The 25,563-nt window shown below is 60.0% G+C and carries 18 protein-coding genes and 2 pseudogenes; 7 read left to right on the forward strand and 13 right to left on the reverse strand.

The genetic code is table 11. The annotated features are described in order from the left end of the window. Positions 1–1,087: 1,087 nt before the first annotated feature. Positions 1,088–1,411, reverse strand: coding sequence for an inositol monophosphatase family protein (locus IAG25_RS41580; RefSeq protein WP_309243976.1), 324 nt, complete (start codon positions 1,409–1,411; stop codon positions 1,088–1,090). A 1,034-nt stretch (positions 1,412–2,445) separates the two neighbouring features. Between IAG25_RS41580 and IAG25_RS28085 the strand changes: the two genes are divergently transcribed. After that, positions 2,446–3,030, forward strand: coding sequence for a hypothetical protein (locus tag IAG25_RS28085; protein WP_187607729.1), 585 nt, complete (start codon positions 2,446–2,448; stop codon positions 3,028–3,030). A gap of 559 nt (positions 3,031–3,589) precedes the next feature. On the opposite strand, the gene IAG25_RS28090 is transcribed toward IAG25_RS28085, so the two are convergent. Next, positions 3,590–3,808 (reverse strand): DUF3331 domain-containing protein, encoded by a 219-nt coding sequence (locus IAG25_RS28090; RefSeq protein ID WP_255503980.1) that lies wholly within the window; start codon positions 3,806–3,808, stop codon positions 3,590–3,592. A 575-nt stretch (positions 3,809–4,383) separates the two neighbouring features. Between IAG25_RS28090 and IAG25_RS28095 the strand changes: the two are divergent. Further along, a pseudogene (locus IAG25_RS28095) lies at positions 4,384–6,294 on the forward strand (alkaline phosphatase family protein). A 1,109-nt stretch (positions 6,295–7,403) separates the two neighbouring features. Continuing rightward, the gene (locus IAG25_RS28100; RefSeq protein ID WP_255503981.1) at positions 7,404–8,582 is read left to right on the forward strand and encodes an NHL domain-containing protein; all 1,179 of its coding nucleotides are present in this window, start codon (positions 7,404–7,406) and stop codon (positions 8,580–8,582) included. A gap of 731 nt (positions 8,583–9,313) precedes the next feature. Here the strand turns inward: IAG25_RS28100 and IAG25_RS28105 are convergent. After that, positions 9,314–10,210, reverse strand: coding sequence for an NmrA family NAD(P)-binding protein (locus IAG25_RS28105; RefSeq protein ID WP_187607730.1), 897 nt, complete (start codon positions 10,208–10,210; stop codon positions 9,314–9,316). Between the two features lie 106 nt (positions 10,211–10,316). On the opposite strand from IAG25_RS28105, the gene IAG25_RS28110 reads away from it, so the two are divergent. Next, complete coding sequence (locus IAG25_RS28110) at positions 10,317–11,231, forward strand: LysR family transcriptional regulator (RefSeq protein WP_187607731.1); 915 nt, start codon at positions 10,317–10,319, stop codon at positions 11,229–11,231. Between the two features lie 915 nt (positions 11,232–12,146). Here the strand turns inward: IAG25_RS28110 and IAG25_RS28115 are convergent. The 3 genes and pseudogenes from IAG25_RS28115 to IAG25_RS28125 all read right to left on the reverse strand — a co-directional run. Then, positions 12,147–12,668, reverse strand: coding sequence for a hypothetical protein (locus tag IAG25_RS28115; protein ID WP_187607732.1), 522 nt, complete (start codon positions 12,666–12,668; stop codon positions 12,147–12,149). A 13-nt stretch (positions 12,669–12,681) separates the two neighbouring features. Beyond that, positions 12,682–12,876 carry an isochorismatase family protein gene (locus tag IAG25_RS28120; RefSeq protein WP_222946675.1) on the reverse strand — a complete coding sequence of 65 codons (195 nt, stop codon included), beginning with the start codon at positions 12,874–12,876 and terminating at the stop codon, positions 12,682–12,684. A gap of 298 nt (positions 12,877–13,174) precedes the next feature. Further along, positions 13,175–14,144, reverse strand: a pseudogene (locus IAG25_RS28125) (phytanoyl-CoA dioxygenase family protein); the annotation flags it as partial. A gap of 234 nt (positions 14,145–14,378) precedes the next feature. Here IAG25_RS28125 and IAG25_RS41220 point away from each other — a divergent pair. The 3 genes from IAG25_RS41220 to IAG25_RS28135 all read left to right on the forward strand — a co-directional run bounded on the left by IAG25_RS41220 (position 14,379) and on the right by IAG25_RS28135 (position 15,741). Further along, positions 14,379–14,678: a glycosyltransferase gene (locus IAG25_RS41220; RefSeq protein ID WP_222946676.1), complete on the forward strand. Its 300-nt coding sequence runs from the start codon at positions 14,379–14,381 to the stop codon at positions 14,676–14,678. 9 nt (positions 14,679–14,687) lie between these two features. Next, entirely contained in the window at positions 14,688–15,284 is a 597-nt protein-coding gene (locus IAG25_RS41225; RefSeq protein WP_255504009.1) for a glycosyltransferase, read from the forward strand. 133 nt (positions 15,285–15,417) lie between these two features. Then, the gene (locus IAG25_RS28135) at positions 15,418–15,741 is read left to right on the forward strand and encodes a hypothetical protein (protein ID WP_187607733.1); all 324 of its coding nucleotides are present in this window, start codon (positions 15,418–15,420) and stop codon (positions 15,739–15,741) included. 669 nt (positions 15,742–16,410) lie between these two features. On the opposite strand, the gene IAG25_RS28140 is transcribed toward IAG25_RS28135, so the two are convergent. From IAG25_RS28140 to IAG25_RS28170, 7 genes are all read right to left on the reverse strand, one after another. Then, positions 16,411–16,668, reverse strand: coding sequence for a DUF4242 domain-containing protein (locus tag IAG25_RS28140; RefSeq protein WP_187607734.1), 258 nt, complete (start codon positions 16,666–16,668; stop codon positions 16,411–16,413). Between the two features lie 57 nt (positions 16,669–16,725). Further along, on the reverse strand, positions 16,726–20,361 hold the full coding sequence (locus IAG25_RS28145) for an AAA family ATPase (protein ID WP_187607735.1): 3,636 nt from the start codon (positions 20,359–20,361) through the stop codon (positions 16,726–16,728). 843 nt (positions 20,362–21,204) lie between these two features. Further along, on the reverse strand, positions 21,205–22,479 hold the full coding sequence (locus IAG25_RS28150; RefSeq protein WP_187607736.1) for a hypothetical protein: 1,275 nt from the start codon (positions 22,477–22,479) through the stop codon (positions 21,205–21,207). 159 nt (positions 22,480–22,638) lie between these two features. Next, positions 22,639–23,157 carry a hypothetical protein gene (locus IAG25_RS28155; protein ID WP_187607737.1) on the reverse strand — a complete coding sequence of 173 codons (519 nt, stop codon included), beginning with the start codon at positions 23,155–23,157 and terminating at the stop codon, positions 22,639–22,641. Between the two features lie 50 nt (positions 23,158–23,207). Next, positions 23,208–24,128 carry a CsgG/HfaB family protein gene (locus tag IAG25_RS28160; RefSeq protein ID WP_187607738.1) on the reverse strand — a complete coding sequence of 307 codons (921 nt, stop codon included), beginning with the start codon at positions 24,126–24,128 and terminating at the stop codon, positions 23,208–23,210. An 18-nt stretch (positions 24,129–24,146) separates the two neighbouring features. Beyond that, on the reverse strand, positions 24,147–24,584 hold the full coding sequence (locus IAG25_RS28165; protein WP_187607739.1) for a curli assembly protein CsgF: 438 nt from the start codon (positions 24,582–24,584) through the stop codon (positions 24,147–24,149). 53 nt (positions 24,585–24,637) lie between these two features. Then, the gene (locus IAG25_RS28170; RefSeq protein WP_187607740.1) at positions 24,638–25,300 is read right to left on the reverse strand and encodes a CsgE family curli-type amyloid fiber assembly protein; all 663 of its coding nucleotides are present in this window, start codon (positions 25,298–25,300) and stop codon (positions 24,638–24,640) included. Between the last annotated feature and the right edge of the window lie 263 nt (positions 25,301–25,563).

Below are 25,563 nucleotides of genomic sequence, written 5' to 3' on the forward strand. Positions count from 1 at the left end.
GGCCAAGCCATTACGGCATAAAACAACTATGTGGCCAGCCCTTGGCTCACCTATCGCGACCCCGATAGAACAGTCAGTACTTTAAGGTTCACACTACAGGCAAAGATATCACCGCACTTTCTGTTCACGTGCCATCGCCCTGGTCGCCGCCCCGTCTGTGAAAAGAAAAGTGCCAGTGACCAGCAGTGTCTTTTACCGCGAGCGCGCCGTGGTCGCGCATCACCGTGATCGCAACGTCGCACGGCAGCGTGTCGACCAACCTGGCAACTAACAACGTTCGTTCACGGGGATTAGCATTTAGCGGGACGGCGGCAAAATCGGGAGTGGCGAGTTGCGGACTCGGTCCGCTTAGCCGCCGCGCGCCGCTCACAACTCCAAGGTGCTCTCCGTGAGCCGCGTACTCTGCCCGATCGCGGGCGCGCATTTCAGGAAGCGGTCGAACGCAGCTTGAATCAGTATGATGATGACCTGCCCGCGCATACAGGTGACCGTCGTCACATTGGAGACCCCGTGCCTGGAGATCTTGAAGGGCTCGATCTGCTTCGCTGCACGACGAGAACAATCCGATAATTAGGTTTGCGCTTTTCATGTTGCTGTACGACCGCAAATGCATCAAGATTTCAGTCGCCTACAACCTCTTTCAAACACCCGTCGCAACTGGTATGCCCGTATGGCCGGAATTATTCACAGCATTCACTCAGATCAATCCGCTCGCGTCCGGGCGACACTGCATTGAGTTATCTCGACACTCCTTGGTTTTCCACTTAATCCTGCACTCCGTATTAAGCGATTACAGCAGCGCCACCAAACTCCCATACAACTGATAAACGAGCCGGTGCCAGCGTGCGCTTAATCGCTCACCGCCGATGTCGGCCCCTAAGATCTCATAGCTGCGCAAGACGCGTCGACTGTCCAGCAGAGGGGCCGCCGCACGTATATCACTGGGCGTGCAGGCGCGAAGATACGAATTGATACAGTAGGGGCAGTTTGAATGTCGCGCGAGCGTGAGCTCGAATCTACAGGATCGAGCAGAAAGCGACGCTTCGCCGGTGCCACCGGAGTTGCTTCAAAATCGCGGATGGCCGAGTCACCGGGACGCCTCATCGTGCAGCGTCTGCGTCGCGGCCGCAATAATATCGTTTTCGAAAGCCTCATCGATGGTGCCGCCAGACCAAGTCGTGAGGATGCCACCCGCGCCAAGGATCACAGGGACGATCGCCATGACATCGTGGATCTTCAGACCGTCTTCTATAACAAGGTCGACATGACCCGAAGCGAGCATCGCATAGCCGTAACAATCCGTGCTGAAGCGGGTGACGCGTACGATCTCCGTGCGAAAGTCCTGCATTGCGATAGCGCGCGCTTCATCGCCCAGTTGATTGAGGAATCGGTCGATGTCAGTGAGCGTCACGTTACCCCTCCTTGTGCGTTCGCCGACAGATGGGCAAAATCCCCGCCCACGCCGTACGGAAAGCGTTACGGGGAGTTGGCGGCTCTCTCGCAAAAGTCCCCCGTCACGCGGCGCAACGCAGACCGGTGCGCCCGGCATGCATCGCCACATATCGACGCTCCTAATGCGCCGCAGCCACCTGCGCACCATCGACCGGCGTCTCGCGTGCCACGATGTTGTGCGACCGTGCCGCGTGCTCCAAGCATGAAAGGCGGTACGCCCCACTGGTAATAAGCCTGCGTGCGGCGCATGACCCGCCGGAAATTGAGCGTGAGCACATACGCTTGTGGAGATTCCGCCCGACGATCGCCCCGAATAGCCCGGGGGCATTGATCATAGCGGGACACTCAAATCCGCCTGCCACGGACCTCACGACCCGTACCCCGCAACGGAACCGGCCGAGATTGAAGCGATTTCCCACGCGCGCTGGTAGTGGACAACGCCCCGGACGTGCCAGGGCGGCACACTCCCACGCCATATTGTCTGCGCATATCATTTCACTGAGCGGCGGCCGATCAGACTCGTCCTTTTCGGATGAATTTTGAGTCCGTCACGTCATCAGTACTCCATACATTAAACCATCACGTGGCTTGTGAGACATCTGTAGCATACCGAAAACTATCTGGAACCTCTGGACATCGTGGATTACACTGTTCATGCTATGCGCCTTCGTGCATGGCATGACTCACAAAGTCACACTAGCGCGGACTTTCGTGCATCGCTTGCGCACGTGTCCGCCTGCGCCGAGTGAACCTGAGCTCGGTGAATTGTTTCGTCTTAAATACCTTGGCCCCCACCTCGGCTCCTCGCCTCAACTTCGGAACATCCGGCCGCTGATCGGCCATTCGTTCTCTCATCGCCTCCTCCGCGAACGGTGGTAGCCAGGATTCACTGCGGGATTCGTCAATTCACTTTGAACTGGGCGCCAGACCGGCCCGGCAATATGCCTCCGCGTCGCGATCTTAAGCGCCCGATTCGCTGGCAAGGAGATGACCGTGAAGATAAAGCATTCAACCATCGCTTCGGCAGCAGCCGTTGCGCTTCTCTCGCTCAGTGGTGCGGCGCACGCCGACGGTGACCACGACGGTGGTCACTGTTCGAACGCAACGCTAAGGGGAGCGTTTGGGTTTATCGGCCACGGAACGATTCTTGGGTTGATAGGTGATGACGGTACGGTGCATCCGTATGCGACGCCATCAATCCTCGATGACGTCGCCTTAGTGACGTTCGACGGTGTGGGACATTTCACGCGCACGGACTTCGGCATTATCGGCGGCCTGCCGAAGGGTGGGCAGAACACGTTCAACCCGTACCAAATGGGCGCATATACGGTGCACCACGACTGCACCGGCTCCATGAAGATCATTTATACCGCCGGCGGAGCCGTGCCAGCCGGTGTCGAGACCGATCTGAACATCGTTGTCGCATCGGACGGCACGCTCATCGAATCGGTAGTCTACCGAGCGGTCACTGTGGCGGGCTCTAGCGCAGACGGCGCCGTAAAGTGTCCACCCAATTGCCAGCAAGGCGTGCAAGAAAGCTTTGAGGGGAAAAAGGTCTCGGTGTTCGGTTTCCGATAGTCCAGTCATCCGGTGACACGCGGCGGTTAAACATGGCATAGCGGATCCGCCGACGCGTGATCGAACGCATCGAAGGGCACGGTCGGCGGTCGAGACGCAATCACCCGAAACAAGTTCGTTGCTACGCCGAGAGCGAGCGTTGGAAAATGACAAACTCCCACTTACGCCGCCTGACACTTGCCGTGTTTGCAAAACGAACCGCGCAAGAGGACCGGGAAGCATACTCTCGTGCGGAGGCGAGCCGTGAAGTTGGCCAGCTTGCTGTCGAACGAACAATTCTGTGAGCCGTTTCGCGACCCAGGCGCAAACTTCGAACGGTCGATCGCTAGTTGGTGACCCGTCATTTAGTCCGGTTACTGTCGAACGGCGTTTGCGAGTTGAATTTTTCGGTCGATAAAGTACCTCGCTGCCGCTGGCGACGACCCGGCAAGAGGCGCGCGCCGTTGACTGTCCTCCGGCCTACCGGGCGTGCAACGGCCGAGATGGGTTGAATTCACCCACTGATCGAGATGGCTAGAGAAAGTTTGAATTTAGCCGCATCGGAAGCGAGCACCGCCGTTTAGCAACGATTGCATGTCCGGCTAATAAGGTCGGCTAGTCCGCGTCGCCTGTCGGGGCAATAAGAAGCGTACGTTCGATTACGGATGCCAAAACCATCGCGCCGCCATTTGATCGCAGTCGTTCTACGTGCTCGCGGCCGGTAGATTAGCTCGTCACGTCGGATTGTCGCGCCGCTCAACGCGCAGTATCCCCCGATTCGGGACGGCAGCAGATCCATAGCTGGTCCTGTTAGGCCTCCAAGTCCACGCAGGACGTTCGAAAGCTCCCAATATTTTCGACGAAAAGAAAGCCGCCAGTGATCAGGACAAGGATTTCTGCGCAGTCGAACCTGACATCGAATCGCGTAATTGCTGACGGGAAGCGCACGGTTTCCGATCGCATTCGATGTTCAATCCGATCTGATCACGCAGGGTCATTATCCATTTCACTGAGCCTAAGCGATTCTTAAGAATTGCTTACCGCCTGCGCGAGCTTGGGCGCGTTCCTCCCGGCCGAAGGCCTGAACACAAATCGTTTGTGCGCGTCAGCAAAGTGCAGGCACTTCGCAACTGAACGTTCCACCAACCGTCACGGTTCGTTCCTAAGGTGCTCCCTGTAATGCGCGGTAACGAATGAAAGCCGTATTACAAACGTAATGAAACTGCAACTTCGTCAGGAGCTCTCATGAACGTGGACAGAAGCAGGCTTCCTTTGGGCCGCTGCGCATTGAGCGTGGCTGGCCTTGCCTTGACGATCGCGAGCGCGATCTATCCGGACCTCGCGGACAGTCAGTCTAAGACGCCCAGTGTGTCGATGGACACGGCATCGCCGATCAAGGACGTGATCATCATCGTCGGAGAGAACCGAACGTTCGACCATGTATTCGGCGTCTACAAGCCGCGTCGCGGTCAGAACGTGTCGAATCTGCTGTCTAAGGGCATTGTCACGGAAGACGGCAAGCCCGGTTCCAACTTCTCGCTGGCCGCGCAATACACGGCGGTTGCGAAGAACCCGAAGCGCTTCGATCTCAGTCCGAACGAGAAGCACCTATACACCGTGTTGCCCGCGCCGAACACGGGCTCGACGGCGACCAAGGGAAGCGATACGCCCACCACGACCGACACGAGCCCGCCGCCCTTCGCGACCTACACGGTGGCGCAAAAGGCCGAAGGTGCCGTGCCCTATCCGGAGGACATCAGGCAATTGACCTACGGCGGCACGGGTTTGCCGCAGAAGGTTCCGGACACGCGTTTCGGTGCGAACACCTACGATCTCCCGAACGGTCCCTATCAGATCTCCCGTGTCGGTCCCGATTACAACCAGTACATGAACAGCCCCGTTCACCGTTTCTATCAGAACTGGCAGCAGTCCGATTGCAACGTCGCTCATGCCACCAGCGACAACCCAAGCGGATGCAAGATGGATCTCTTCGCATGGGTCGAGACGTCGGTCGGCGCCGGATCAAACGGCGGCCCGATACCGGCCAATTTCACGGATCAGTCGACGGGCGAAGGCTCTACCGCGCTCGGCTACTACAACGTGAATACGGGCGACATGCCGTACTTCTATCAACTGGCGCGGGAATACACGATCAGCGACAACTATCATCAACCGGTGATGGGCGGCACGGGTGCGAACAGCATCATGATCGGCACGGCCGACGCGCTCTACTACACCGACGGAAAAGGGAATGCGACTCAGCCCCCGCAGCTTCAAATTGAAAATCCGCGTCCGCAGGCGAATACCAACAACTGGTACATGCAAGACGGCTATTCCGGCGGCACGTACAGCAACTGCTCGGACACGAGCCAGCCGGGGGTCGGCGCGGTGCGTCGATATCTGGATTCGCTGCCGTATCATCCGGATGCGAATTGCGCGCCGGGCACGTGGTATCTGCTCAACAATTACAACCCGGGCTATAACGGCAACGGCAGCGTGAACACGACCGATTTCACGATTCCGCCTTCGCCGGTCCGCACGATCGGCGATACCTTGCTCGAAAAGAACATCTCGTGGAAGTACTACGGTGAAGGATAGCAGACGTTCGTCGCGCAATCTCCCACCAGCGTGTATTGCAACATCTGCAATCCGTTCCTGTACGAAACGGCCATCATGACGAAGCCGGATATCGTGAAGGCGCACCTCCAGGACACGAGCGATCTCTATGCGGACATAGCGAGCGGCGCCTTGCCCGCGGTGTCGTTCGTGAAACCCGGTGGCCTGCTCGACGGCCATCCCGAATCGTCGAAATTCGGTCTGTTCGAGGCATTCACGCGCGAGCTCGTCGATGCCGTGAAGAACAATCCGACACTGTGGGCATCGACGGCGATTTTCATCACGACAGACGAAGGCGGCGGCTACTATGACTCGGGCTATATCCAGCCGGTCGATTTCTTCGGCGACGGCCCGCGCATTCCGTTGATCGTGGTGTCGCCATACTCGCGCGGCGGGCGTGTGGTTCACGAGTATGCGGATCATGCGTCCATCGTCAAATTCATCGACCGCAACTGGAAGCTCTCGCCGATCACATCGCGAAGCCGCGACAATCTGCCGAACCCCGTTCAGCAGCCCGATAACCCATACGTTCCGGTCAATGCGCCCGCAATAGGCGATTTGTTCCAATCGTTCCGATTCGATCACGACCAACGTCACGATGACGGCCACGGCCACGATTCGCACGACGATGACAACGCGCCGGGCGCCAAGGGCATGTTGCCTTTCTGATCCGAACAGTCTGTTGGGGGCCACTTCGGTAGCCCCCTCCGCATGTCAGGACCCCCACCACCAAGTCAGTTTCGATGAGGCCACAACTGGTTGAGCAAACGCCCGCAAATGAGTAGCAAGCGTAGAGCGACCGTTAGGCACTGACACACGCCGTTGCACGCCTTGCGGATCGACCGTCGGCGACGGGTCGAAAGTCTTATTCGTCACATTGCTGACATTGCAACGGACCTCCTCGACCATCGGCAATGGCCGAATGCATTGATTGGTTGTCCGGCAGCTATCCGAGCGAACCGGCCATTCGAGCGACAGCTTCGTCGGATGAGCGACCGGCGGCAAGTGGGCGGATTGCGGCAGTCCCGGCGCAACCAGCTTGCCGAACAACGGCCATTGAACGTGAGCGGCGAGAGCCGTCGTTAGCCGAACTCGACGACGACCTCGCCCGACGGCTCATGACCGGCTTGACTCGTTCGGTCCTTGTAGGGCGGATACCAGCTGCGGTCGGCAGCGGGTGCAGAATGACCCCAGAGTAAGCACCGCCGTCCCTTTGCGCTTCTACTCTTGCATCCGCTGCCGGGCACGCGTAGATACTACCGTTGAGCAGTGCGACGCCATTTGCAGCTCGGTCGTTATCGTTTGCGATCGCTCAATAAACGAGTCGCGTGCTGAAATACTTCATATTAGGAGTCGGCGGTGCTTCCCCACCGAATAACGCGTGCAAACATATGTCGTTGAATCGCGGCGGTCGTCAGCGCAGCGACCGAAATTTCCGGGCTTGAGATAGATACCGAATTGGGCTCAACGCGGGCGCTGGGCACCCGTTACGCGAATGCAAATGGAGGCTCCGCGAGCGCAGCGGCGCAGGTCACGGCTGTATCCGCAACAACGTCCGACGGCGCGCGGGGGCTCGCGCTTACCGATGACGGGCGCATTCTCTTCAAACAATCATTCGCTTTTCGAAGCGCACCACTAGAATAAAAGTGTCGGGCGGTTTGGACGCTTTCGGGCTTGCTTCCCCTTGGCCACAACATCCTACATTCCGCGACATCGACTTTTGAATGGTCGTGCATTCGATGACGCCGAAGGGAGGACGTATGTGGCACGGAACACGGATGGGCCAAAGCCTCGCTGTCACGTTGCGAGCCTTTTACGGATTGCTGCTAGTCGCGATCGCGCACCTCACCCAAGCGCAGACCATCACTACCTTTGCAGGCGGCGACGGCGCTCAGGGAATTCAGGCCGAAGCCATCGCGGCGGACCGATGGGGAAACATCTATACAGCCGAACCGACACATCACGTTGTTCGGCGCATTGACCACGCAAACGGCACGGTGACGATCACTGCCGGCACCGGGCAGGCAGGCTATAGCGGCGACGGCGGCCCTGCCACGCAGGCCCTGCTCGACTATCCGACAGGGGTGGCGCTTGACCGCACCGGTAACGTCTTCATTGGCGATTCGGGTAGTGCGAGAGTCGTTCGGAGGGTCGATCGTGACACGGGCATCATAACCACGGTGGCTGGCCCGGGTACGCCCAATGTGCCCAACCGCGGTGATGGCGGTCCCGCCACGCAAGCAGCCGTATTTGCCAACGATGTCGCGGTGAACCGGGATGGCGATCTCTACCTTGCCGATTCAGCGGCGGGCAGGATTCGGCGCGTGGACCATCGAACAGGCATTATTTCGACCGTTGTCGAGTTGGGCGCCACGTACATCGTCACCGTGGCATTCGATCCGCACGGCGTCCTTTACGTGGTGGATCCTGCTCCGCCGAACGTCATCCGGTTTGAGGCATCGACCGGTACGGTCACCAAAGTAGCCGGCACAGGAGTCACGTGCCAGCAGGTGGGCGGCTCGGCGTGCTACAACGGAGATGGCATTTTGGCGACCGACGCGTTCTTGAACTTTCCGACGCACATCACATTCGATTGCGCGGGCAACCTGACGATCAGCGATACCTTCAACTTTCGCGTGCGCCAGGTCAATAGGCATACCGGCATCATCACGACCATTGCCGGCAGTGGCCTGGATGGTCATAGCGGCGACGGCGGCCCTTCGACTCAAGCTGGCATCATGGGCGGTCCAAGGGGACTCGCGTTTGGGCCCGAGGGCGATTTGTTTTTTTCGGAAGCTGCGGGGAGCACCGGGTACATTCGAAAGGTAAGCGGCCTGCCGAAAACCGGGCACCACTGTGAAGAACGAGACGAGGAGCGCCACCGCCGGGATGGAGGGGGGCGCGGTGACCGCACCGATTCAAGAGACGGCGGTACTTCGCGTCCATGGTGGTGGTGACACCGGGGGAGTTTCGTCAGCAGCGCGCGCGATTGCCCCACGCGTCGGCATCCTCCGAATGCGTGCAAACCAAGCCTCGGTCCGTCTCCAGTCGAGTCGCGCTCAGTTCCACTCGGCCTGCGCCGGAAAACCGGACTCATGTCGGCTAGTGTGGGTGCATGCCGTGCATAATCCGCCGACGCAGACGGCATCGTCGGCGATAACGCGATGTCTCCAGCGAAACGATCCGTGCGTGGACCTCCCAGCCGCTTCGGCCGACCTCCCAGAGCTATCCCCTGCCGGAGGACCGGCAGGGCGACTGGATTCGACCCGGCTCTCAAAACCCGTCCGCCCTAGACGAACCGTGAGGTAAGGCTCGGTTCCGTCGAGCAGGGGTGGACCGACGTCGGCGCGCGTGAAGCTCGGGAAGCGAATCATCCCGAATACTTCGTTACCCACGAAGAATCCCGATGCATCAGCAGCGACGGCTCCGACGACGCCCGACATGTCCGATCACGGAATGGCCCGCAACTCGATTGGTGGCCGCCATTCGGGTGGAAGCATCCTATTACCTTCACGCAGGTACCAATCGGGTGGATTCACGCCTACGGCATGAACGCGCACCAGCACCTCGCCTAGCTTCAACTCGGGCTTCGGTGCGTCCTCGTACCGAAGTACCTCCGGCCCGCCGAACTCGCGAAATCGATTGCCTTCATCATGCGGACAGGCATCGGATTCTTCTGCGGCTGAGTTCAGTCGCTAAGCTGCTCCATGAGGAACGATGTGTAGTTCTGCAAACGCAAGTCGGGATAGCGATCCGATTGGAGATCATCCAGCGAGGTCTGCCCGTTGAGCATGTAGAGTTGGTACGCCAACATGACCGCCTGCCCAGGATCACTCACCGCTATCTCTTTCATCGTGCTGCGAAGCTGCTGTTCGTTGCCTCGGGAATGACGCTTGAACGGCTTGCCCGTCTGCGTTTCCGCGATATCGGCGACCTGCTGGAACGAAAGGCGATCGCCGGCAAAGGCAAATTTGCCGCTCGGCACGTCGCGATCGAGGGCGACGCGCGCCGTCATACGGGCGGTGTCTTCCACGGTCGTCAATTCGATCGGCTGCTTGCCGTCGCCCCAGAAAATCACTGTTCCCTTGTCGTAATCAATCAACGGAGAACCCGGCTGTAGCATGCTCATGAACGCACCCTGCAACATGTGGATGTGTTCGATCCCGAGCGCCTCGATGGCCTTGTCGGCCTTGGCGCGGGCGTTGAACGCGAAGTGCTCGTCCGGCGTGGCCTTGAACAGATCGAGGCCGAAGTCCGAAGGAAGAATGCGCCGCACACCGTTGCGCTTGCCTGCTTGCGCAAGCGCGACTTGGCCGTCCACGATCACGTCGGTACCACCCTGCACGGCCGAGATGATCACGTCCACGCCCCGGGACGCCCTGTCCAGTGATGCGTGGTCCGCCAAGTCGGCTTCGACGACTTCTGCACCCCGGGCCGCGAACTGATCGGCTGCGAGTCGCTTTTTCCGCTCTAGGCCTGGGCGGAAAAGCAGGCGAACGATGGCGTCTTCACGTTCTAGTAAGTGATGCGCGATCCGGCTGCCGAGCATGCCGGTGGCACCGGCGACGAGGATGGTCTGCTTCATGGGGGGACCTCAGAAGATGAGATGAGACCCACTCTAGCCCGTTCCACCCCGTCCGATTAGTCACGGAGTGACAGACTCGATGTTCCAGTTTTGGAACGAACGGGACATGCTTGATATCACCGAACTAACGGTGTTCTCTTACATCGCTGAGCTGGGCAGCATCTCTGGCGCCGCGAGACACCTCAAGATGCCCAAGTCGTCGGTGAGCCGGTTGCTGGTGCGCCTGGAGGAGAACATGGGCATGGCGCTCGTGGAACGCTCCACACGTCATCTTCGCCTCACCGACGCCGGCCTGCTCCTAAGGCGCCACGTTCGCCGTATCCTCGACGAGGTGGGCGAAGCCGAGAATGCCATGGCTGGTTTGGTGGGCGTGCCGGTCGGCGATTTGCACGTCGATGCGCCCTTCACATTCGCTACGGGTCCGCTTGCCTCGATGCTGCCGACCTTCGTCCGCAGTTATCCGGACATCCGCGTCGTCCTCTCCGTCAACAACAAGCCGATCGACGTCCAACTCGAGCAGATGGACGTCGTGATTCGCATCGGACCGCTGCAAGACTCCGAGCTGATAGCGCGCCGGCTCGCGACGTTCTCGTTGTGGCCTTGTGCCAGCCCCGCCTATCTCGCACACCATGCCGAGATCGCGCGGCCGGAGGACCTCGCGAATCACCGATGGATTTCGCATGCCGATCGAAGGCAGGCCTTCGCATTCTGCGGCACCAATGGGACCGTTCGGGAGGTCGAGGTGCCACCTGGCATCGTCATCCCGGAGCCCGAAGTCATGAAGACGATGCTGATCGCTGGCATCGGCATCGGACTCCTACCGGATTTCCACGCATCCGAGGCCGTGACCGACGGGAGGCTGGCTCGACTGCTGCCGCGCTGGACAACGCCATCGGTGGATGCGCATGCACTTTATCCGAGCCACCGCAGCCTTTCGGCGAAAGTAAGGGTCTTCGTCGACGCTCTGGTAGCTCATTTCGCGAATCGTGATGTGGGACCGGAAGTCGGATCTGCTGGGTGACGCGATCGGCACGGTGACGGAGCCGGAGTTCGACACCGCGACCGGCCGCTATCACGAGCATCGCGCATCTTAGAGGGTTGTGACCGATTCGGCTATGACGAAATCAAGCTCGTAATCTGATGATAATCGGCCCCGATACCGTACCACCGTCTTTCTCCCGCGATGCTCTTTTGTGGCTAGCCCACTATGCCGCAGCCCCGTAGCGCGGCCCGAAGTAGAGCTAAACCCCGCGTCTCGTATAAGATTTTGAGCCTTTCTCGATTCGAGCGGCCTATCGGAGAACGCCGGAGGCCGCCGAGAAACTGAAGGGCGCCAATCGCGAATTTGGCGCGACGGTCAATGGCATTGGGGTCCTGAGCCGCCCGCCGACCGCAACCAGCGTCGCCGCGACTGAGCGCTCATCCGACCTCTGACGCTCTTTGTCCTTTCTCTTCGCCTTTCAATGTTTCGCCCGACCGAGCAACGGGACTACCACGCGGTGAGTTGAGAGTTGACGAACAAGGTTCAAAGTTGAGCAATCCTCGACGGTTAAGATTCACATAACCCTGAGCCGAATGGGCCTGTCGTACAGAGGAATTGCGGACGGTTGCTCATTCAACGCTGATCTGCGATTCGCTGGACTTTGAACTATCGGCGGTCTGGCTCACTTAATTCTGACGTTTCTGCCGCGCGAGCCATCCGTTTCCAACGTCAGAAATAGCAGATCGGGCAGTTGCCGACCCCCTCCACCTATTCACGGGGGCAGCTACGATGGCCGCTTCGCTGACGACTACTCCGCATGTACGCTTTTTAGTTGCGGCGCGCTTTCTCTCGTGTGACTTTCGTACCTTGGGGCGTAGGCTCATCATCCGTCACGGGCGACAGGTTTGTCCTTCGATCGAATGCTCAGATTCGGTCGCAACGTCATTTGGAATGTCAACGCACCGACGTCCTACTTGGCATTCCGCGATTCGTCTTGCACGGGCCTTGGAAGTGAGAAAGTAGACGGGCGACAGGAAGAGTCGGTGCTGCTGCGCATGCGATTAGCGCAACCGCATTTGCGAAAATCGCGATACAAGCCAGTTTGCGCGGCTGCCCGGCGTCAGCGAGCGGCACGACGAGCAGCACGACGAGCAGCACGACGAGCAGCACGACGAGCAGCACGACGAGCAGCAGGTCCGCTGCATACCCGAGCTGAATCAGCGTGGCAATAAGGTTCTCATGCGTCGCTGTTACGCCGAACGTCGACGCGGTCTGCAGCAACAACCGCTGGCGGTAGTAAATCGCCGAGACGGCAAGCGCGCAATTGGCAGCCATCAGGAAGACCTGCCGGCGAGTGCCGCCCCGGGTTATCTCGGTGGATAACAATTTCGTCACTACATTATTTATTCTTTCGATAACAGTCTGCGGATGAACATCGGCGTAGGTTATGCCGCAAAGAGCATGGCTGACGTTCACCCGGCGCGACTGCTCAGGTCTTTGACAGCGCCTCAACGAGTTCACGTGTATCAACGATGCTGTGCGCGTACGTCGGCCCGTTCAGTTCATGGGCCGCGTGCATCATCTCGCTGCTGAACGCCGCCGTGGCGTCCTTGACGAGCGTTACGTGGTACCTAAGTTCCGTTGCATATCGCGCCGTGACCTCGATGCAGGTATTCGCCAGCAAGCCCACCACCACCTGCGTGATGCCGCGCTGTTTCCGTCCAGGCGCGCGGCGATTCGATGTGTTTCGCCGATGAGCGACCCCGGGCCGCCCCCGACGATTCCTAGGCGCAAGCGCCGTCCGAGCAAATCAGTCATTGCTGGCCGAAGAATCTATGATTAATCCTCGCATGGAGACGGCAACGGACCTCGGGCGCGGCCGGCGCCGCCACGTGCCGCAACGGTTGACCTTTCAGCAGGAGATGCTTGGCCGCCTCCACGCGCCTTTGGACGGCGCCTAAGCTTCAAACCTCGACGGCAGTTCAGCTCGTCCGTTTCCACGCCTGAAGTTGAAGCGCCTCGCGCAAGGTCGCTTGGGGCCACGCTTGTTCAAGTGCGCAAAGCAGAAGAGTTTGCTGACTTGCAGGCGCCAGGCCGCCTACGGGTGGATCGCGATCGAGATTGGTCGGAAACGCGTATCCTTCCGCTGTCGATGCGATGACAGAGTTCGATTTCGGTCGCGCTTAGTCGGCCGCTGGCCTTGTATTCGAGCAGCAAGGGATAGACGGTCTCGCACATGCGCATCCGATTGACCGCTTCCATTGCGCGCCCGTGGGCTGAAGACACTTGCAACAGATTCACCATGCGCTGCACGTCCCGGCGTGCGGTTCGCCCCGGCCGCATGAAATAGCGCTGGATTGAAAAACAAGGCATCGCCTTTCGACAGTGGCAACTGCGCGCAATGCGCTTCGAAGTAGTTGCGAAAGTCGGGACGTTGCCACGCAAGGTAACCCTTCGCATAGCGCTGCGAGAACGGAAGTAGCTTCGTGGGACCACTTTCGATTGGCATGTCGCTGTGCGCGACGGCACCTTGAAGCGTCAAAAACGGCGACATTGTATGAACGTGCGCCGGGAAGCGCTGCACCTCTTCTACTGCCTGGAACCAAGATGGAAATCACGGTGCGCTTGTTGTGCGGCTCCGCCGGGACGAACCACATTGACTTGGGTAGTCATCTGAAAGCCAGGGCCGAGCCATGCCTGCGCAACGTATGTGATGAATGCGTTTGAAAAATAGCGCGCAAATACGGACGGCGCCTGCAGACAGAGTTTTTCTTGAGCGTTCCAGATGCGGTCGTTCGCACCCGCGTTCGCGAAATGGTCCGCGGCCTGCGTCCCGGATTCGCGTTCCTGCCGGATTATCTCTTCAAAGATGCGAGTCGCCTCGTCGACTGGCGCGGTATCTGCGAAAGCGTTCTTAAGCACGAACACGCCGGCGTCATCGAGAAGCACGGCTCGCGGGACCGACCTTCCGAAACTGTCACCTTCAAGATATACCGGCCGTTGCACCTGCGCTACACAGACGCGCGTAGTGCCTCGGACGCGAACACGACCTTGACCTGATCGCGAGTCAACGTTCCTTCGCCGCGAGCCCTGGCGGATCCAGTCTTGTCTTTGTCTGATTAGGTTTCGACTAATCAAGGGCCACCGGCCCTAGCTGACGACTCTTGATGCTAAAAGCTAGATCGCTTGCACTATCTGTGGCTCGAGGTCATCCACCTTCCCCGCAACATGGGCAAGGCGGGCGCGCTCAACGAGGGCCTGAAGCGGGTGCGTCACAAGCTGACCATAACCGTGGACGGCGACTCCTACCTGTATTGCCACGCACTGGAAAATCTCACGCGCCGCTACCTGAGCGATCCGCCGAATACGAAAGCGGTTGCGGGCGCGGTGCTGCTGCGTAACTCGCGGACCAATCTGGTCACGCAGATTCAGGAGTGGGACTACTTCCATGGCATCGCTGCCATCAAGCGGGTGCAGAGTCTCTAACAGGGAACGCTGGTCGCGCAGGACGCCTTCTCCGTCTACGACACCGAAGTGGTGCGTCACGTCGGTGGTTGGCCTCACTCGGTCGGCGAAGACATCGTTCTCACGTGGGCGATCCTGAAAGCGGGATATCGCGTTGGTTTTGCCGAAAACGCCTGCCTGTTCACCAACGCGCCAACCACGATGCGGCAGTTCATCCCTCAGCGTCAGCGGTGGTCACGTGGACTGATCGAAGCGTTCAAGGAACATTGGCAGATGCTGTTCCAACTGCGCATGACGACGGTCTTCATCTGGTGGAATCTGCTGTTCCCGTTCATGGATGTCGTCTACACACTCGCTTTCGTCCCAGGCCTTGTTTTGGCGCTGTTCGGTATCTATTGGATCGCCGGGCCGATGACACTGTTCGTTCTGCCGATGGCGTTGGTCATCAACGGAGTCATGTACCGCATCCAGTCCCGCATGTTCACCGCACAGAATCTGAAGGTACGCCGAAACTGGCTCGGCTTCATCGGCTATAGCCTGTTCTATGGGTTGGTGCTACAGCCAGCCTGCGTGGTTGGGTATGTGCAAGAGTTCGTGACGCGTACCAAGCGCTGGGGCACGAAATAACCCGAACACGTAAAAAGGAACTTTTGATGCATGTACCTCGCTGCGCGGACGACCTCGTGCTCGCTATCGCCGGCGCACTCGCGCTTAGCGCGCTCGCGCCCGCACGCGCTCAATCTGACGAGGGGCCGGGCAATTGGACTACCTGCGGCACATCACTACCGACACGGGGCTAGGCGTGAGCGCGTGGCGCGACGTTGTCGATTCGGCACCCGGAATCGAGAAAGGCCTGACCTACAACAGCCTGCTGCTCGTGTTCGATCACCAGTTCACGTCACGGTTCAGCGTCGGAATCGCGGTTGGCGCGCTGTGGTTCTCGGACGACAACACACGTCCCCTCTTACGCACACGATGGAACTACGAAGTGGTGGCAAACAGCGGGCTTAACGCATACATCAAACTCGGATTTATTACGACAGCAACCCCGATCAGGGCAGCTATTTCTCTCCGCGCTGGCTGAATGAGGCTTCGGGTGGTGTCTCGTGGCGGACTGCGATCGGCGAAAAGGCCATCTTTTTCGTGAACGCTGACGCCGGGTGCCAGAATTTACCAGACACTGCAAGCAACATCTGGAGTGTACGTGGCGGCGTACAGAATCACCGCAGCCGGACCGTCCAGTGGCAAGTCGCCTTCGAAACGACCAACAACCGCGCGTCCGGCTTCGCGGTCGGCGGCTCGTCGTATCGCTACACGAGCGTCACGGTCCGCCTGCTGTTTCCACTCAACTGAGCGTGCGCCGCCTATTAGCGAAGCTGGGCCAACGGCAAGCAAAGGGTGATGCTGTTCGGCTGACATGCTGCTTTTCAGCACCATTGTTTGCCTCACGCCAACGTCTTCGGCGAGCAATCATGCATTCATCAGTCGCAGAAATGCTGCTTTTGTCCGTTGCAGTCCTGTCTCGGCTCTTACTTGCGTCGCTGATCCTAGGATTCATCGGTTACGCTTTGGCACGGGATAAGGGGTGTCCGGTCGCAGGGTCCCCAGGCCAACGCTACTGCGCATCGCCACGTGGGCCCGCGGGCGCGGAAGTTGTCCGCGACCTCCAGCATTGAACCCGCCCGCACGTCCGTTATTCGAGGCGCAAGCGCTCCAGCGGCCTGACGACTTCTTGCAGCAATTCAGTAGACGCCTAGTTGAACATTTCCGGCCGCAAGTCGCTGACCTCGATGATCACATCAGCCGGCAGATTTGCCCGGCGTGCCGCGGCGCGGATGGCCTCGGGATTGGGTGCCTCATACAGGCAATAAGTCTTTTTCTTGTCCGCGCTGAGAAACGAAAAGAGCCACTCGACGCCTTCCTCGTCGTTGATTCGCTTCACAGTGGCTGCGCTGTCGCTCGTCACCTCGAGTTGCTCCGCAAAATTGCGTTCAATCATGAACCGTGGCATGGCATCCTCCTCGATATAAGACAGCGCCTCGCACGTCGAACCGCGCGCTATCCCGCGCTAGTTTCTGGTCCCTGCGCCGGTCTTCGCCCCGCCAATGCGCTCGACGAGAGCGAACATTCTTAGTCTCCTGGCTTCGGCCGCCGCAAGCGCAAGCAGCTCTTGCGCTCGTGCCTTGTCTTCGATGCGATTGCGCGCCGTCAGCATGAGTGCGTATTCGTGCCTGCTATGCGCGAGCCAAGGCCACGCATGCAAGCGTTCGTCCATGTGCAGCGCATAGTCGAAATGCTGCTCGGCGCTCGACCAGTCGCCGAGCGCGTGGGCCAGCATGCCAAGAAACCGTGCCGCCGAGCCGCAGCAAAGCGTAAAGACTGGAACCGTGACGGCCTGGTCGCGGAATGGCAGGAGAAGAGCGTAGATCCGTTCGGCATGCCCGACATCGCGCAGGCGTGCGGCCACTTCTGCCAAATAAGCGAGCGTGACCAGCCGCTTGCTGTCCATAGGGACACCGTATGCCGATTCCGAAAGCCGGTCGAGATTGTCGCGTGCCTGCGCTTCGAAGCCGAGATCGCTGCATATCAACATGAAACCTGGCCGCCAAGTCGCATCCTCGGAATCCGCATCGTCGATAAAGCGCTTGAAGATCGGCGCTACCTCCGCGAGCCGGCCCTGTTCACGGCGAATCGAGAACATCTGCATGCCGTAGACGCCGGTTGCCAGATTCGCGTCGGCGCTCTGCGCCATCTGCAGCGAGACGCGCGTCTTTCGTTCCGCCTCGGCGAAATCACCGACAAGAATAGCCCGCATCGCCTGCGCCCCGGTCACGCACCACTTGTCGACGAAGTGCTGCCCACTAGCGGCAATTTCCCGATACCGCTCCAGCGCGCTTTCGAACTGTTCGACCTCGCCGATCTCCAGATACCCGGCAAGACATCGAGCGCATGCATGGCCGATGGTGTGCACATCGCCCAGCGTCTCCGCAATGTGCCTCAGTTCCAGCAACACGTTTGCGCGCTGCACAAAGCTGTCCGCAGACAACGGTAGCGCGCCGACATGCATCAACTCGCACGCCAATGCGTCGAAAAGGCTCGGCAGATCGTTCAGGCGTCGGGCGAACGCGACCGCCTGCAGTGCGAATTCGCCGCTTTGTCCGCCTGCTCCTGTCATATGAACGGTGCGTACGAGCCGACTCAACAGGCGGCAGCGCTCGACCGATTCCTCGGCGCCAGTCTCGGCGAGCGCCTCCTCCAGCAACGCAAGCGAGGCATTTCCGGAGCCTTCGAGGAACGTCTCGGCGGTGTCGAACTCCAATGCTGCCTGCACGAGATATGACGTCAGCTTCTGTTCGCGGGCAATTCGAGCCGCTTCGCGGAAGGTCGCAATCGCCTCGCGTTGTGCCAACCGGAGTTCTGCCCTGCCTCTTGTCAGCAGTAATGGCAGGATGCGGGTTGCCCGGTCAGGCTCGTCGCAAGAGCATCGCTCGACGAGTTCGAGTCCGCGCTGCGCATGGGCGATGGCCTCGTCGTAGGCCGCGCCTGCGAGCGCACGCTCGCCGGCACGCTGCCAGTAGCCGATCGCGCGCTCCGGCAGATCGCTCGCGGCGAAGTTCTGCGCGATCAGTTCGGGTTGCCGCTCGGCGACGTCCGGATAATGTTCCTCGAGAGCGGCGGCAATGCGCGCGTGATAGTGTCGCCGGCGCGCGAGCAGGAGCGACTGGTATGCGATCTCCTGGATCAATGCGTGTCGAAACATATAGGCATCGTCGTCAGCGCGTTTGCCCGGGGCTGGAACGATGATTTCGGCTGCAATCAGGCGATCGAGCTCTTCCTGCAGTTCGTTCTCCGACGTAGACGCGATCAGGCCCAGCAGCTTTGCGTCGAACTCCCGTCCTACTGTGGCCGCGAGCTGCGCGGTTTCCTTGACGGCTGGGTCGAGCCGGTCGAGTCGCGACAGCAGCGAGCCCTGCAGCGTGTCGGGAATCGCGATCGCTTGCGCCGCGCCTTTCAACTCGTAGCTCATTCCGGCATCCCGCAACAGATCGCCCTGAAGAACGGCCTTGGTCAGTTCTTCCACGAAGAGCGGCACGCCGTCCGTCTTGGAGACGATCTGATCGAGCACGAGCGCGGGAAAGCGCTTGCCGCCCGTCAGCCGTTCGATCATCGCCACGCAGTCGCGGCGCGACAGCCGATCGAGATTGATCTGTACGAGATGCGGAAACATCCGTCCCGATTCGAACTCCGGACGTGCCGTGAGCAGGACGAGAAGTCTCGAGGAAATCAGCCGTTCGACCACCAGTCGAACGAATTCGAATGACGAGGGGTCGATCCAGTGCGCATCTTCGACAACGAAGAGCACCGGCTGAACGCGCGTTGAGGCTTCGAGCATGGAAACGAGCACGTCCAACGTCCGCCGCTTGAAGGAAGACGACGAGGTGTCAACGGCCGGATCGCACGTGGCTGCGGGTATGCCGAGCAAGTTCGCAAGAACGAGAAGTGCCTCGTCCGCATCGACTCCGAGGCTTGCGATTCCTGCCTTGAGCCGTTCACTATCCATAGCGCTCGACCGATGCGCCACATCCGGGCCGACGCCGAACGTGCGCTGCAGCCAGCGCAGCACGGGCCAGAAAGGACTGTTGCGATAGTAAGCAGAGCAGTGAAGCGAGACGATCGCATGCGACTCGTCACTGATGCTGTCGCAAAGCGCCCGAAGCACGCGGGATTTTCCGATTCCCGGCTCGCCAGTTAGCAGCAGGGAGCGCATTTCGCCTTCGACGCCCTGCTTCCAGCGCTGCCGGATCATGTCGAGTTCTGCAGCCCGGCCGATTAGCGGGGTGATGCCGTGGACCGCCCTGATTTCGAAGCGATCGATTGCGTCGGCCTGCGCGAGAATGCGCTGGACCCGGACCGGCCCGGTGATCCCTTTCAATTCCCGGCAGCCCAGGTCTTCGAGCTTGAACGATCCTTCTATCAGGTGTTGCGCGGTCGGCCCCACGACGATCGCATCGGGCGGAGCGATGGCCTGCAGCCTTGCGGCGATGATAGGCGCTTCTCCGACGATCGCCTGCTGATCCAACGACGATCCCGCGCCCACCGCACCAGCGACGACCAGCCCTGCTTCAATTCCGATCCGCACCCGCAGGCGAACGCCACACTCGCTCTCGATGCGATCGTTCGCCTCGCGCAGCGCCGCTATGGCGGCGAGCGCGGCGAGCACCGCGCGCACGGAATCGTCCTCGTGCGCATTCGGGTAACCGAAATAGACGAGCAGGCCATCGCCGATATACAGCGCGATATGGCCTTCATGAGCTTCGATTGCGCGCGCACAGGCTTGATGGTAAGCGCCCAGAAGGCGTCGCAGGTCCTCGGGATCGAAGCGCTCGGCGAGCGCCGTCGAGTCGATGAGATCGACGAACATCACTGTGACCTGCCGTCTCTCAGCCTGGATGGCCTTACGTTCCGCAGAACCGGATGAGCGTGCGCACTCCTTGACCTTTCCGGGCGCATGCGCGTGGATGTCCGTCAGACTCGCAAGCCCTTTCGCGAGCCGCTTGCGATCGCCGAGCGTAAGGCCGAGTTCCCTCAGGTCGCACTCGGAAAGATCCCCAAGCACATCCCAGTCGATCCCTTGCGAGATGAACTTCGCAGCATGAGCGCCGAGGCCAATCTGCGCCAACCATGTCGCCAGATCGTCAGTCATCGCTGAATCTCTGCTGTCCATTCGGCTTCATCATCCGCGAGTCAGCGCGCCTTGTCACGCGCTCTGGCGCCCGCCTCGGGAAAGTGTGGACAAGCACGTGGCGATGGGAACTTTGAAGTATCTGAATAACGCAGCGCCCTTTCGTAACTTGGCGAATACTGATCGGGACGCGCCGGCGACCTGGTGAGAAGTTGACCTCCCAGGGTCAGTACACTCGTGCTACATGAATACCTTAATTCAGAAGATCTTCTGCCTGCGACAATCAATGTGCGAATCTCCGGTGTCGCATGCGAGCCGACGCTTAAACGTCTGCGCTCCAGTCTGATTGACAGATCGATCTATCCCGCGATGCACCGACCACTTACCAGTCGCCGAAACAGCGATCAGCAACCTCGAGAACCAGCGCAGGGGGCGCTCCAAGTTGGTTGGGCATAGTTAGCGGTTCCGCGGCCTTGCCAGGACGGTGCCACAGGTTTTTAGGTCCCTATTCTCGCAGGCATACCCACCTGGGTCCTGTCATCGAATCGTTCTTTTTGTTCGACTTCTAAAGCGATGACTCAAGCACCCAATCCGGGCCGAATTCAATCGCGACACCGCTCGACTGCGCATAGTCCAAGACGGCGCCCTTTCCGAGAATGGTTTTCCTTGTTGGATCCAGCAGGGCGCGTATGTGATGAATGCCGCACCGCGCAAATGCTGCTTTGCGCGCAGGTCGATTTCTGATGGCGATTTGCGCGTCGCGTTTTGCCATCATGATCCGACGGTGGCCGTCAACGAAAAACGGGCGGCGAGCAGTCTCGAAAGCCGCTCCCCGCCCGAAAGTGTTTCAAATCGTCGTCGTTCTTACTTTTGAACGATGTTCGCCTTGTTGAACGCACCGGCCTGGTTGACGACCGCCGCGTTGCCTACACCGCTCTGTGCCGTCGTGGCCGTATTGGCGAAGCCGACTTGCGTGATCAATGCCGTGTTGTACGAACCTGCTTGCGAAGCGTTCGCGCTGTTGAGGTCGCCCACCTGCGCGATGGTGAGATCTTCCTTCGTACCCGACTGCGACGCCTTGATGTCGTTGTAACCGCCGAGCTGGCCGGCCAGCAGCGTGGACTCGAACGCAGCCTGCTGCGTCAGGTCCATCTTGTTGTGGCCGCCGATTTGCGCCGCGATGACGGTGTTGCCGCTTCCGTAGTTCTGGCGCGCCGCTGCCTTGTTGGTGTCGCCGTCCTGAATCAGGAGCGCCGTGTCGTTCGACGAACGAATCTGGTCGACGTAGCCTTCGTTGTATTGCGAGCCGGTCTGGATGATCGTCGTCGTATCGTTGGTGGCGAAGCTCTGGTTGATCTGAGCGTAGTGCGGTGCGTTCGCGCCGCTCTGTACGATCGTATTGGTGTTGTTGCCACCGTATTCCGAGTGGATGCGCGAACGTGCCGCGTCGCTTTCCTTGATCGACGCGTGATCGCCCACTTCCGAGAATTGCTCGATCGTCGCGTCCGTGCCACCGCCCGTTTGCTCGACGCGCGCATGGTTGTAGCCGCCGTCACGCTGCTCGATCGTCGCGATGCCCGCCTTGTTGCCTTGCAGGATGTCGACCGTGTTGGCAACGGTGTTGGTCTGCGTGACCGCCGCCTTGGCGCCGTCGGTCTGGCCCGAGGTCATGCCCGTGCCCTGATCGATGTTGACCGTGTTGTAGGCCGAGCCGTTGCGGGTGATCGAAGCCGTCGCGTTCTTGCCGGCTTGCTTGACCGTATCCGTGTCGTACATCGACGACGTTTGCGAGATCGTCGCGGTGAGGCTGTTGCCGTTTTGGCGGACCGTCGTGTTCTCGCCGACCGTCTGCTTTTGCGTGACGGTCGCGTTCAGCTTCGACGCACCCTTGCCGTTCGCGGTCTGCTTGATATCGGTGACGTTGTAGCCGCCCGCGTCCGAGCTGACGCTGGCGTTCGCGCCGTCCGCGGTTTGCAGCACGTTCACCTTGTCGTTGTGCGAATTCGTCTGCGTCACACCTGCGGTGTTGCCATTGCCGAACTGGTTGACCGTTGCGCCTTCGAAGCTCGAATCAGCGAATGCCGACGTCGATGCCAGTGCTGCCAGACCCATAGCGATAGTGATTGCCTTGACTTTCATTTTTATGCCTCGTTGATTGAAGTTTTAATTACAGCAATTCGTAATCCTAAATGCCGCCAGCCCCCGCCGACGACCGATTCCACCCTACCCACCACATTCACACTGAAATCAAACTTCCTGGTCCCCTCGCCCCGGCATATCGCCGGGAAGGATCACTGCCTACTTAATGAGGACTGCCGCCCTCGCACCGCCGGTCTGCGTGACCGACAGTCCCGAGCCATTACGGTTCTGCAGAATGGAAATCTCGTTGTTGGCGCCGAGCTGCGTCACCTGCGACGACATCGAGTTTCCGATCTGCGTGACCGTTGCTTCGTTACCGCTGCCGTTCTGCACCGCGATCGAACGGTTGTACTGTCCCGCTTGATAACCGGCGTACTGGTTGGCGACGCCGCTTTGCTGCAGCACCGTCCAGTTGTCGTTGCCCGCCTGCGCCGTCGCCGCCGCATTGGCGATGCCCATCTGATTCGCCATCAGGCCGTTATGTCCGGCTTGGACGGCGTTCAACCGGTTGGCCGTGCCTTGCTGCGATACACGCGCCACCTGGGCCGCACCACCGAAACCCGGTTCGGGCGGACCGAAGTCCGACACCGACGACAGATCGGCGGCATACACCGCTAGCGACACGGCCGCGCAGAGCGCTGCACACAGCGCGGCTTTCGAGGCGCGCAGTGATTTCATGCTGGTCTCCTCCTGTTCAGTTTCGCTTGACTACCCATTCGGCAGCCGATTCAGCTGCCGATGGTCTTCGGCGGATCGATCTTCATTGGGCTATACGGCGGATTCACGTCTTCCATCGTCTGCGCGTAGCCCTGGTTTTCCTGCAAGTAGCGCTGCATCGTCGGGTCGTACCAGTCCTTCATGTCCTTGAGCGCCCATGTCTGGTTCGCCACGCCCTGCACGATCAGATGCACGAGCGCCGATTCGATGGCCTCGTTCACGCAAAGCTGCTGCGGCTCGTTGCGCGTCATGCCGATTTCGGCCTGCAACAAATCCTTGAAGCCGATGAAGCGGTACACGCCGGTATCGACCTGAATCGAATAGATCGTCTTGGTCGTCGATACGCTGTTCAGGATCGTGCCGTTGCGGATATCGACGGCGCGCAGGTTCACCGTCACCTGATCGACGCGATATTGCTGCGACGCCGAGATCCCCAGATACGCGACGCCCGCGCCGCCGGTGCGGATGTTCGTGTCATACCCGACGATGCCGCCTTCGAGCACGATGCTCGCCGGCGCTAGCGCGCCGATCTGGGGAATCGCGTTCTTCTTGTCGTCGGGCGTTTCCAGCGCGCGCATGATCTTGCGCTCGGTCAGCAGGTCTTGAAGATTCTCGCGCTCGACCGGCGTGAACCAGCCGGAATCGCGCATCGCCTTGACGAGAAACGACGCGCCGCCCTGCGTCACCTGCGACGAAAACGAGCTGTCCGGCGACGGCTTGTACTGGCCGGTCAGATCGCGAAAGCCATACACAGCCGCGACGATTCTGCCCTTGGGCGACGGCAGATGCGTGAGGTCGCGCGTGACACGCGTCGGCGGTGTGAGCGTGGCGTTGCCCGCGGAAGGCATCGGCGTGGTGACGCAGCCCGTGAGCAGCGCCGACGCGACGATGACAGCGCCCATCGCAGCGGTCCTGAAAGCGTTCTTGTTCATTGCGTGTGTGCTCTCGCGTTACTGGCCGTTGCCGACGATGAAGGTCGTGGATGCGCCTGTGGTCTTGTCGGTCGTCGTCACTTGCAGATTGCCGCCCGTGACTTGCGAGATTGCGATCGAGAAGTTGCCCGTGTTGATCGTGCCCGGATGAAGCGTGCCGTCCGTGCCGACGATCGAACTCGAAATCGACGACGCGACGCGCGACAGGATCGCCTGCTGCAATTGCGTGTTGAACTGATCGAGCGTCGACTGGCTGCCCGTGCCGAGACTGGCGGTCGACGGATCCTTGTACTTGTTCTGCGCGTTCGCCTCGTTGAGCAGGTTCGGGCCATTCAGCGGATTGCCGCCGAAATTCGGATTCACCGGCTCATAGACGAGCGAGGTGGCGGTCGCGGCGAGCGGCATCGTCAGCGCGCAAGCGAGCAGCGCGCGTTGCAGGAGCGCATTCGTTTTCATCGTGATTCCCCGTAGGTTTTTGGCCTTAATGCTTTATTTTTTGTGATGCGTTTTTATAGTTCGTCCGTGGCCATGTCGGCGTCACGGAACAGCAGACGGGTCAGGTCCGCCTGCATGACATTCTGAAAAGCGATCTGCGCCGCGCCTTCCGCCACCGGCTTCACGTTCGAGCGGGCAATCGGCAGGAACGCCTGAAATACGCGGCGCTGGTTGTATTCGACCCACACGAGGCTGCCGTAGCGCGCGGAAGGACGCTCGTGAACCGAGACGATGTAACGGTCGGACAGGGGAATCGTGCCCCACGCCTGCGCGAACCAGGTGTAGAAGTCCTGCCCAGCGAGCGTCACCGTATCGGTCGTCACGACGCCGCCGAGTTCGTCGGCGAGCGGCTGCTTGCCTTCTATGTCCGCGGTGCGGGCGCGCGGCGTCGCCGAAAGCGTCGCGCTCTTGTCGAGCGACGACGCTGCGTTCACCGTGCCGCGCGGCGTGAGAGGCGCACCACTCGGGGCGGGCTGCGCCGTCGTGTTGCCGACGGGACTGGGCGTCGGCGTGCTGGGCAGCGAAATAAGCGGTTGTGCCTCGCGCGTCGCATTGATGCGTGCATCCGGAGGCGCTTCCGCATCCTGCGCACTTGAATGCGTAGCGACAACAGACGCCCCGATGCACACCGCAATGACGCAAGCCTTCAAGCGCGGATTGTTCTTCTCTCGCTGCATGACTTCCCCGTATGTCCATGACCGCTATGGTGCGGTTTTCTGACGTTCTGTCTTAAGCGTTTCGTTTTTGTATTTGTACGACGGAACGAATTCTCCGTAATAACGTGTAACTGCAATGTTGTCCGCCCCACATTGGAACCCCGAAAGTGAAAGGAACGAGGCAGCAGAAGAAAGCGTTTTGTTGATGTTTCGATCGACCCGTGTAAGAAAACGTTTGCTGCTTCTCGCAGCTAGCCTAGGCGCGAGAAACAAACTTCCCATCC

This window comes from Caballeronia sp. EK (assembly GCF_014384845.1).
GTDB lineage: Bacteria > Pseudomonadota > Gammaproteobacteria > Burkholderiales > Burkholderiaceae > Caballeronia > Caballeronia jiangsuensis.

Excerpts from the sequence above, each read along its gene's own strand:
- IAG25_RS28145 (WP_187607735.1), bottom strand. The coding sequence starts at position 20,361 with ATGACTGACGATCTGGCGACATGGTTGGCGCAGATTGGCCTCGGCGCT.
- IAG25_RS28140 (WP_187607734.1), bottom strand. The coding sequence starts at position 16,668 with ATGCCACGGTTCATGATTGAACGCAATTTTGCGGAGCAACTCGAGGTG.
- IAG25_RS28090 (WP_255503980.1), bottom strand. The coding sequence starts at position 3,808 with ATGGATCTGCTGCCGTCCCGAATCGGGGGATACTGCGCGTTGAGCGGC.
- IAG25_RS28170 (WP_187607740.1), bottom strand. The coding sequence starts at position 25,300 with ATGCAGCGAGAGAAGAACAATCCGCGCTTGAAGGCTTGCGTCATTGCG.
- IAG25_RS28165 (WP_187607739.1), bottom strand. The coding sequence starts at position 24,584 with ATGAAAACGAATGCGCTCCTGCAACGCGCGCTGCTCGCTTGCGCGCTG.
- IAG25_RS28150 (WP_187607736.1), bottom strand. The coding sequence starts at position 22,479 with ATGAAAGTCAAGGCAATCACTATCGCTATGGGTCTGGCAGCACTGGCA.
- IAG25_RS28100 (WP_255503981.1), top strand. The coding sequence starts at position 7,404 with ATGGGCCAAAGCCTCGCTGTCACGTTGCGAGCCTTTTACGGATTGCTG.
- IAG25_RS28105 (WP_187607730.1), bottom strand. The coding sequence starts at position 10,210 with ATGAAGCAGACCATCCTCGTCGCCGGTGCCACCGGCATGCTCGGCAGC.
- IAG25_RS28160 (WP_187607738.1), bottom strand. The coding sequence starts at position 24,128 with ATGAACAAGAACGCTTTCAGGACCGCTGCGATGGGCGCTGTCATCGTC.
- IAG25_RS28110 (WP_187607731.1), top strand. The coding sequence starts at position 10,317 with ATGCTTGATATCACCGAACTAACGGTGTTCTCTTACATCGCTGAGCTG.
- IAG25_RS28155 (WP_187607737.1), bottom strand. The coding sequence starts at position 23,157 with ATGAAATCACTGCGCGCCTCGAAAGCCGCGCTGTGTGCAGCGCTCTGC.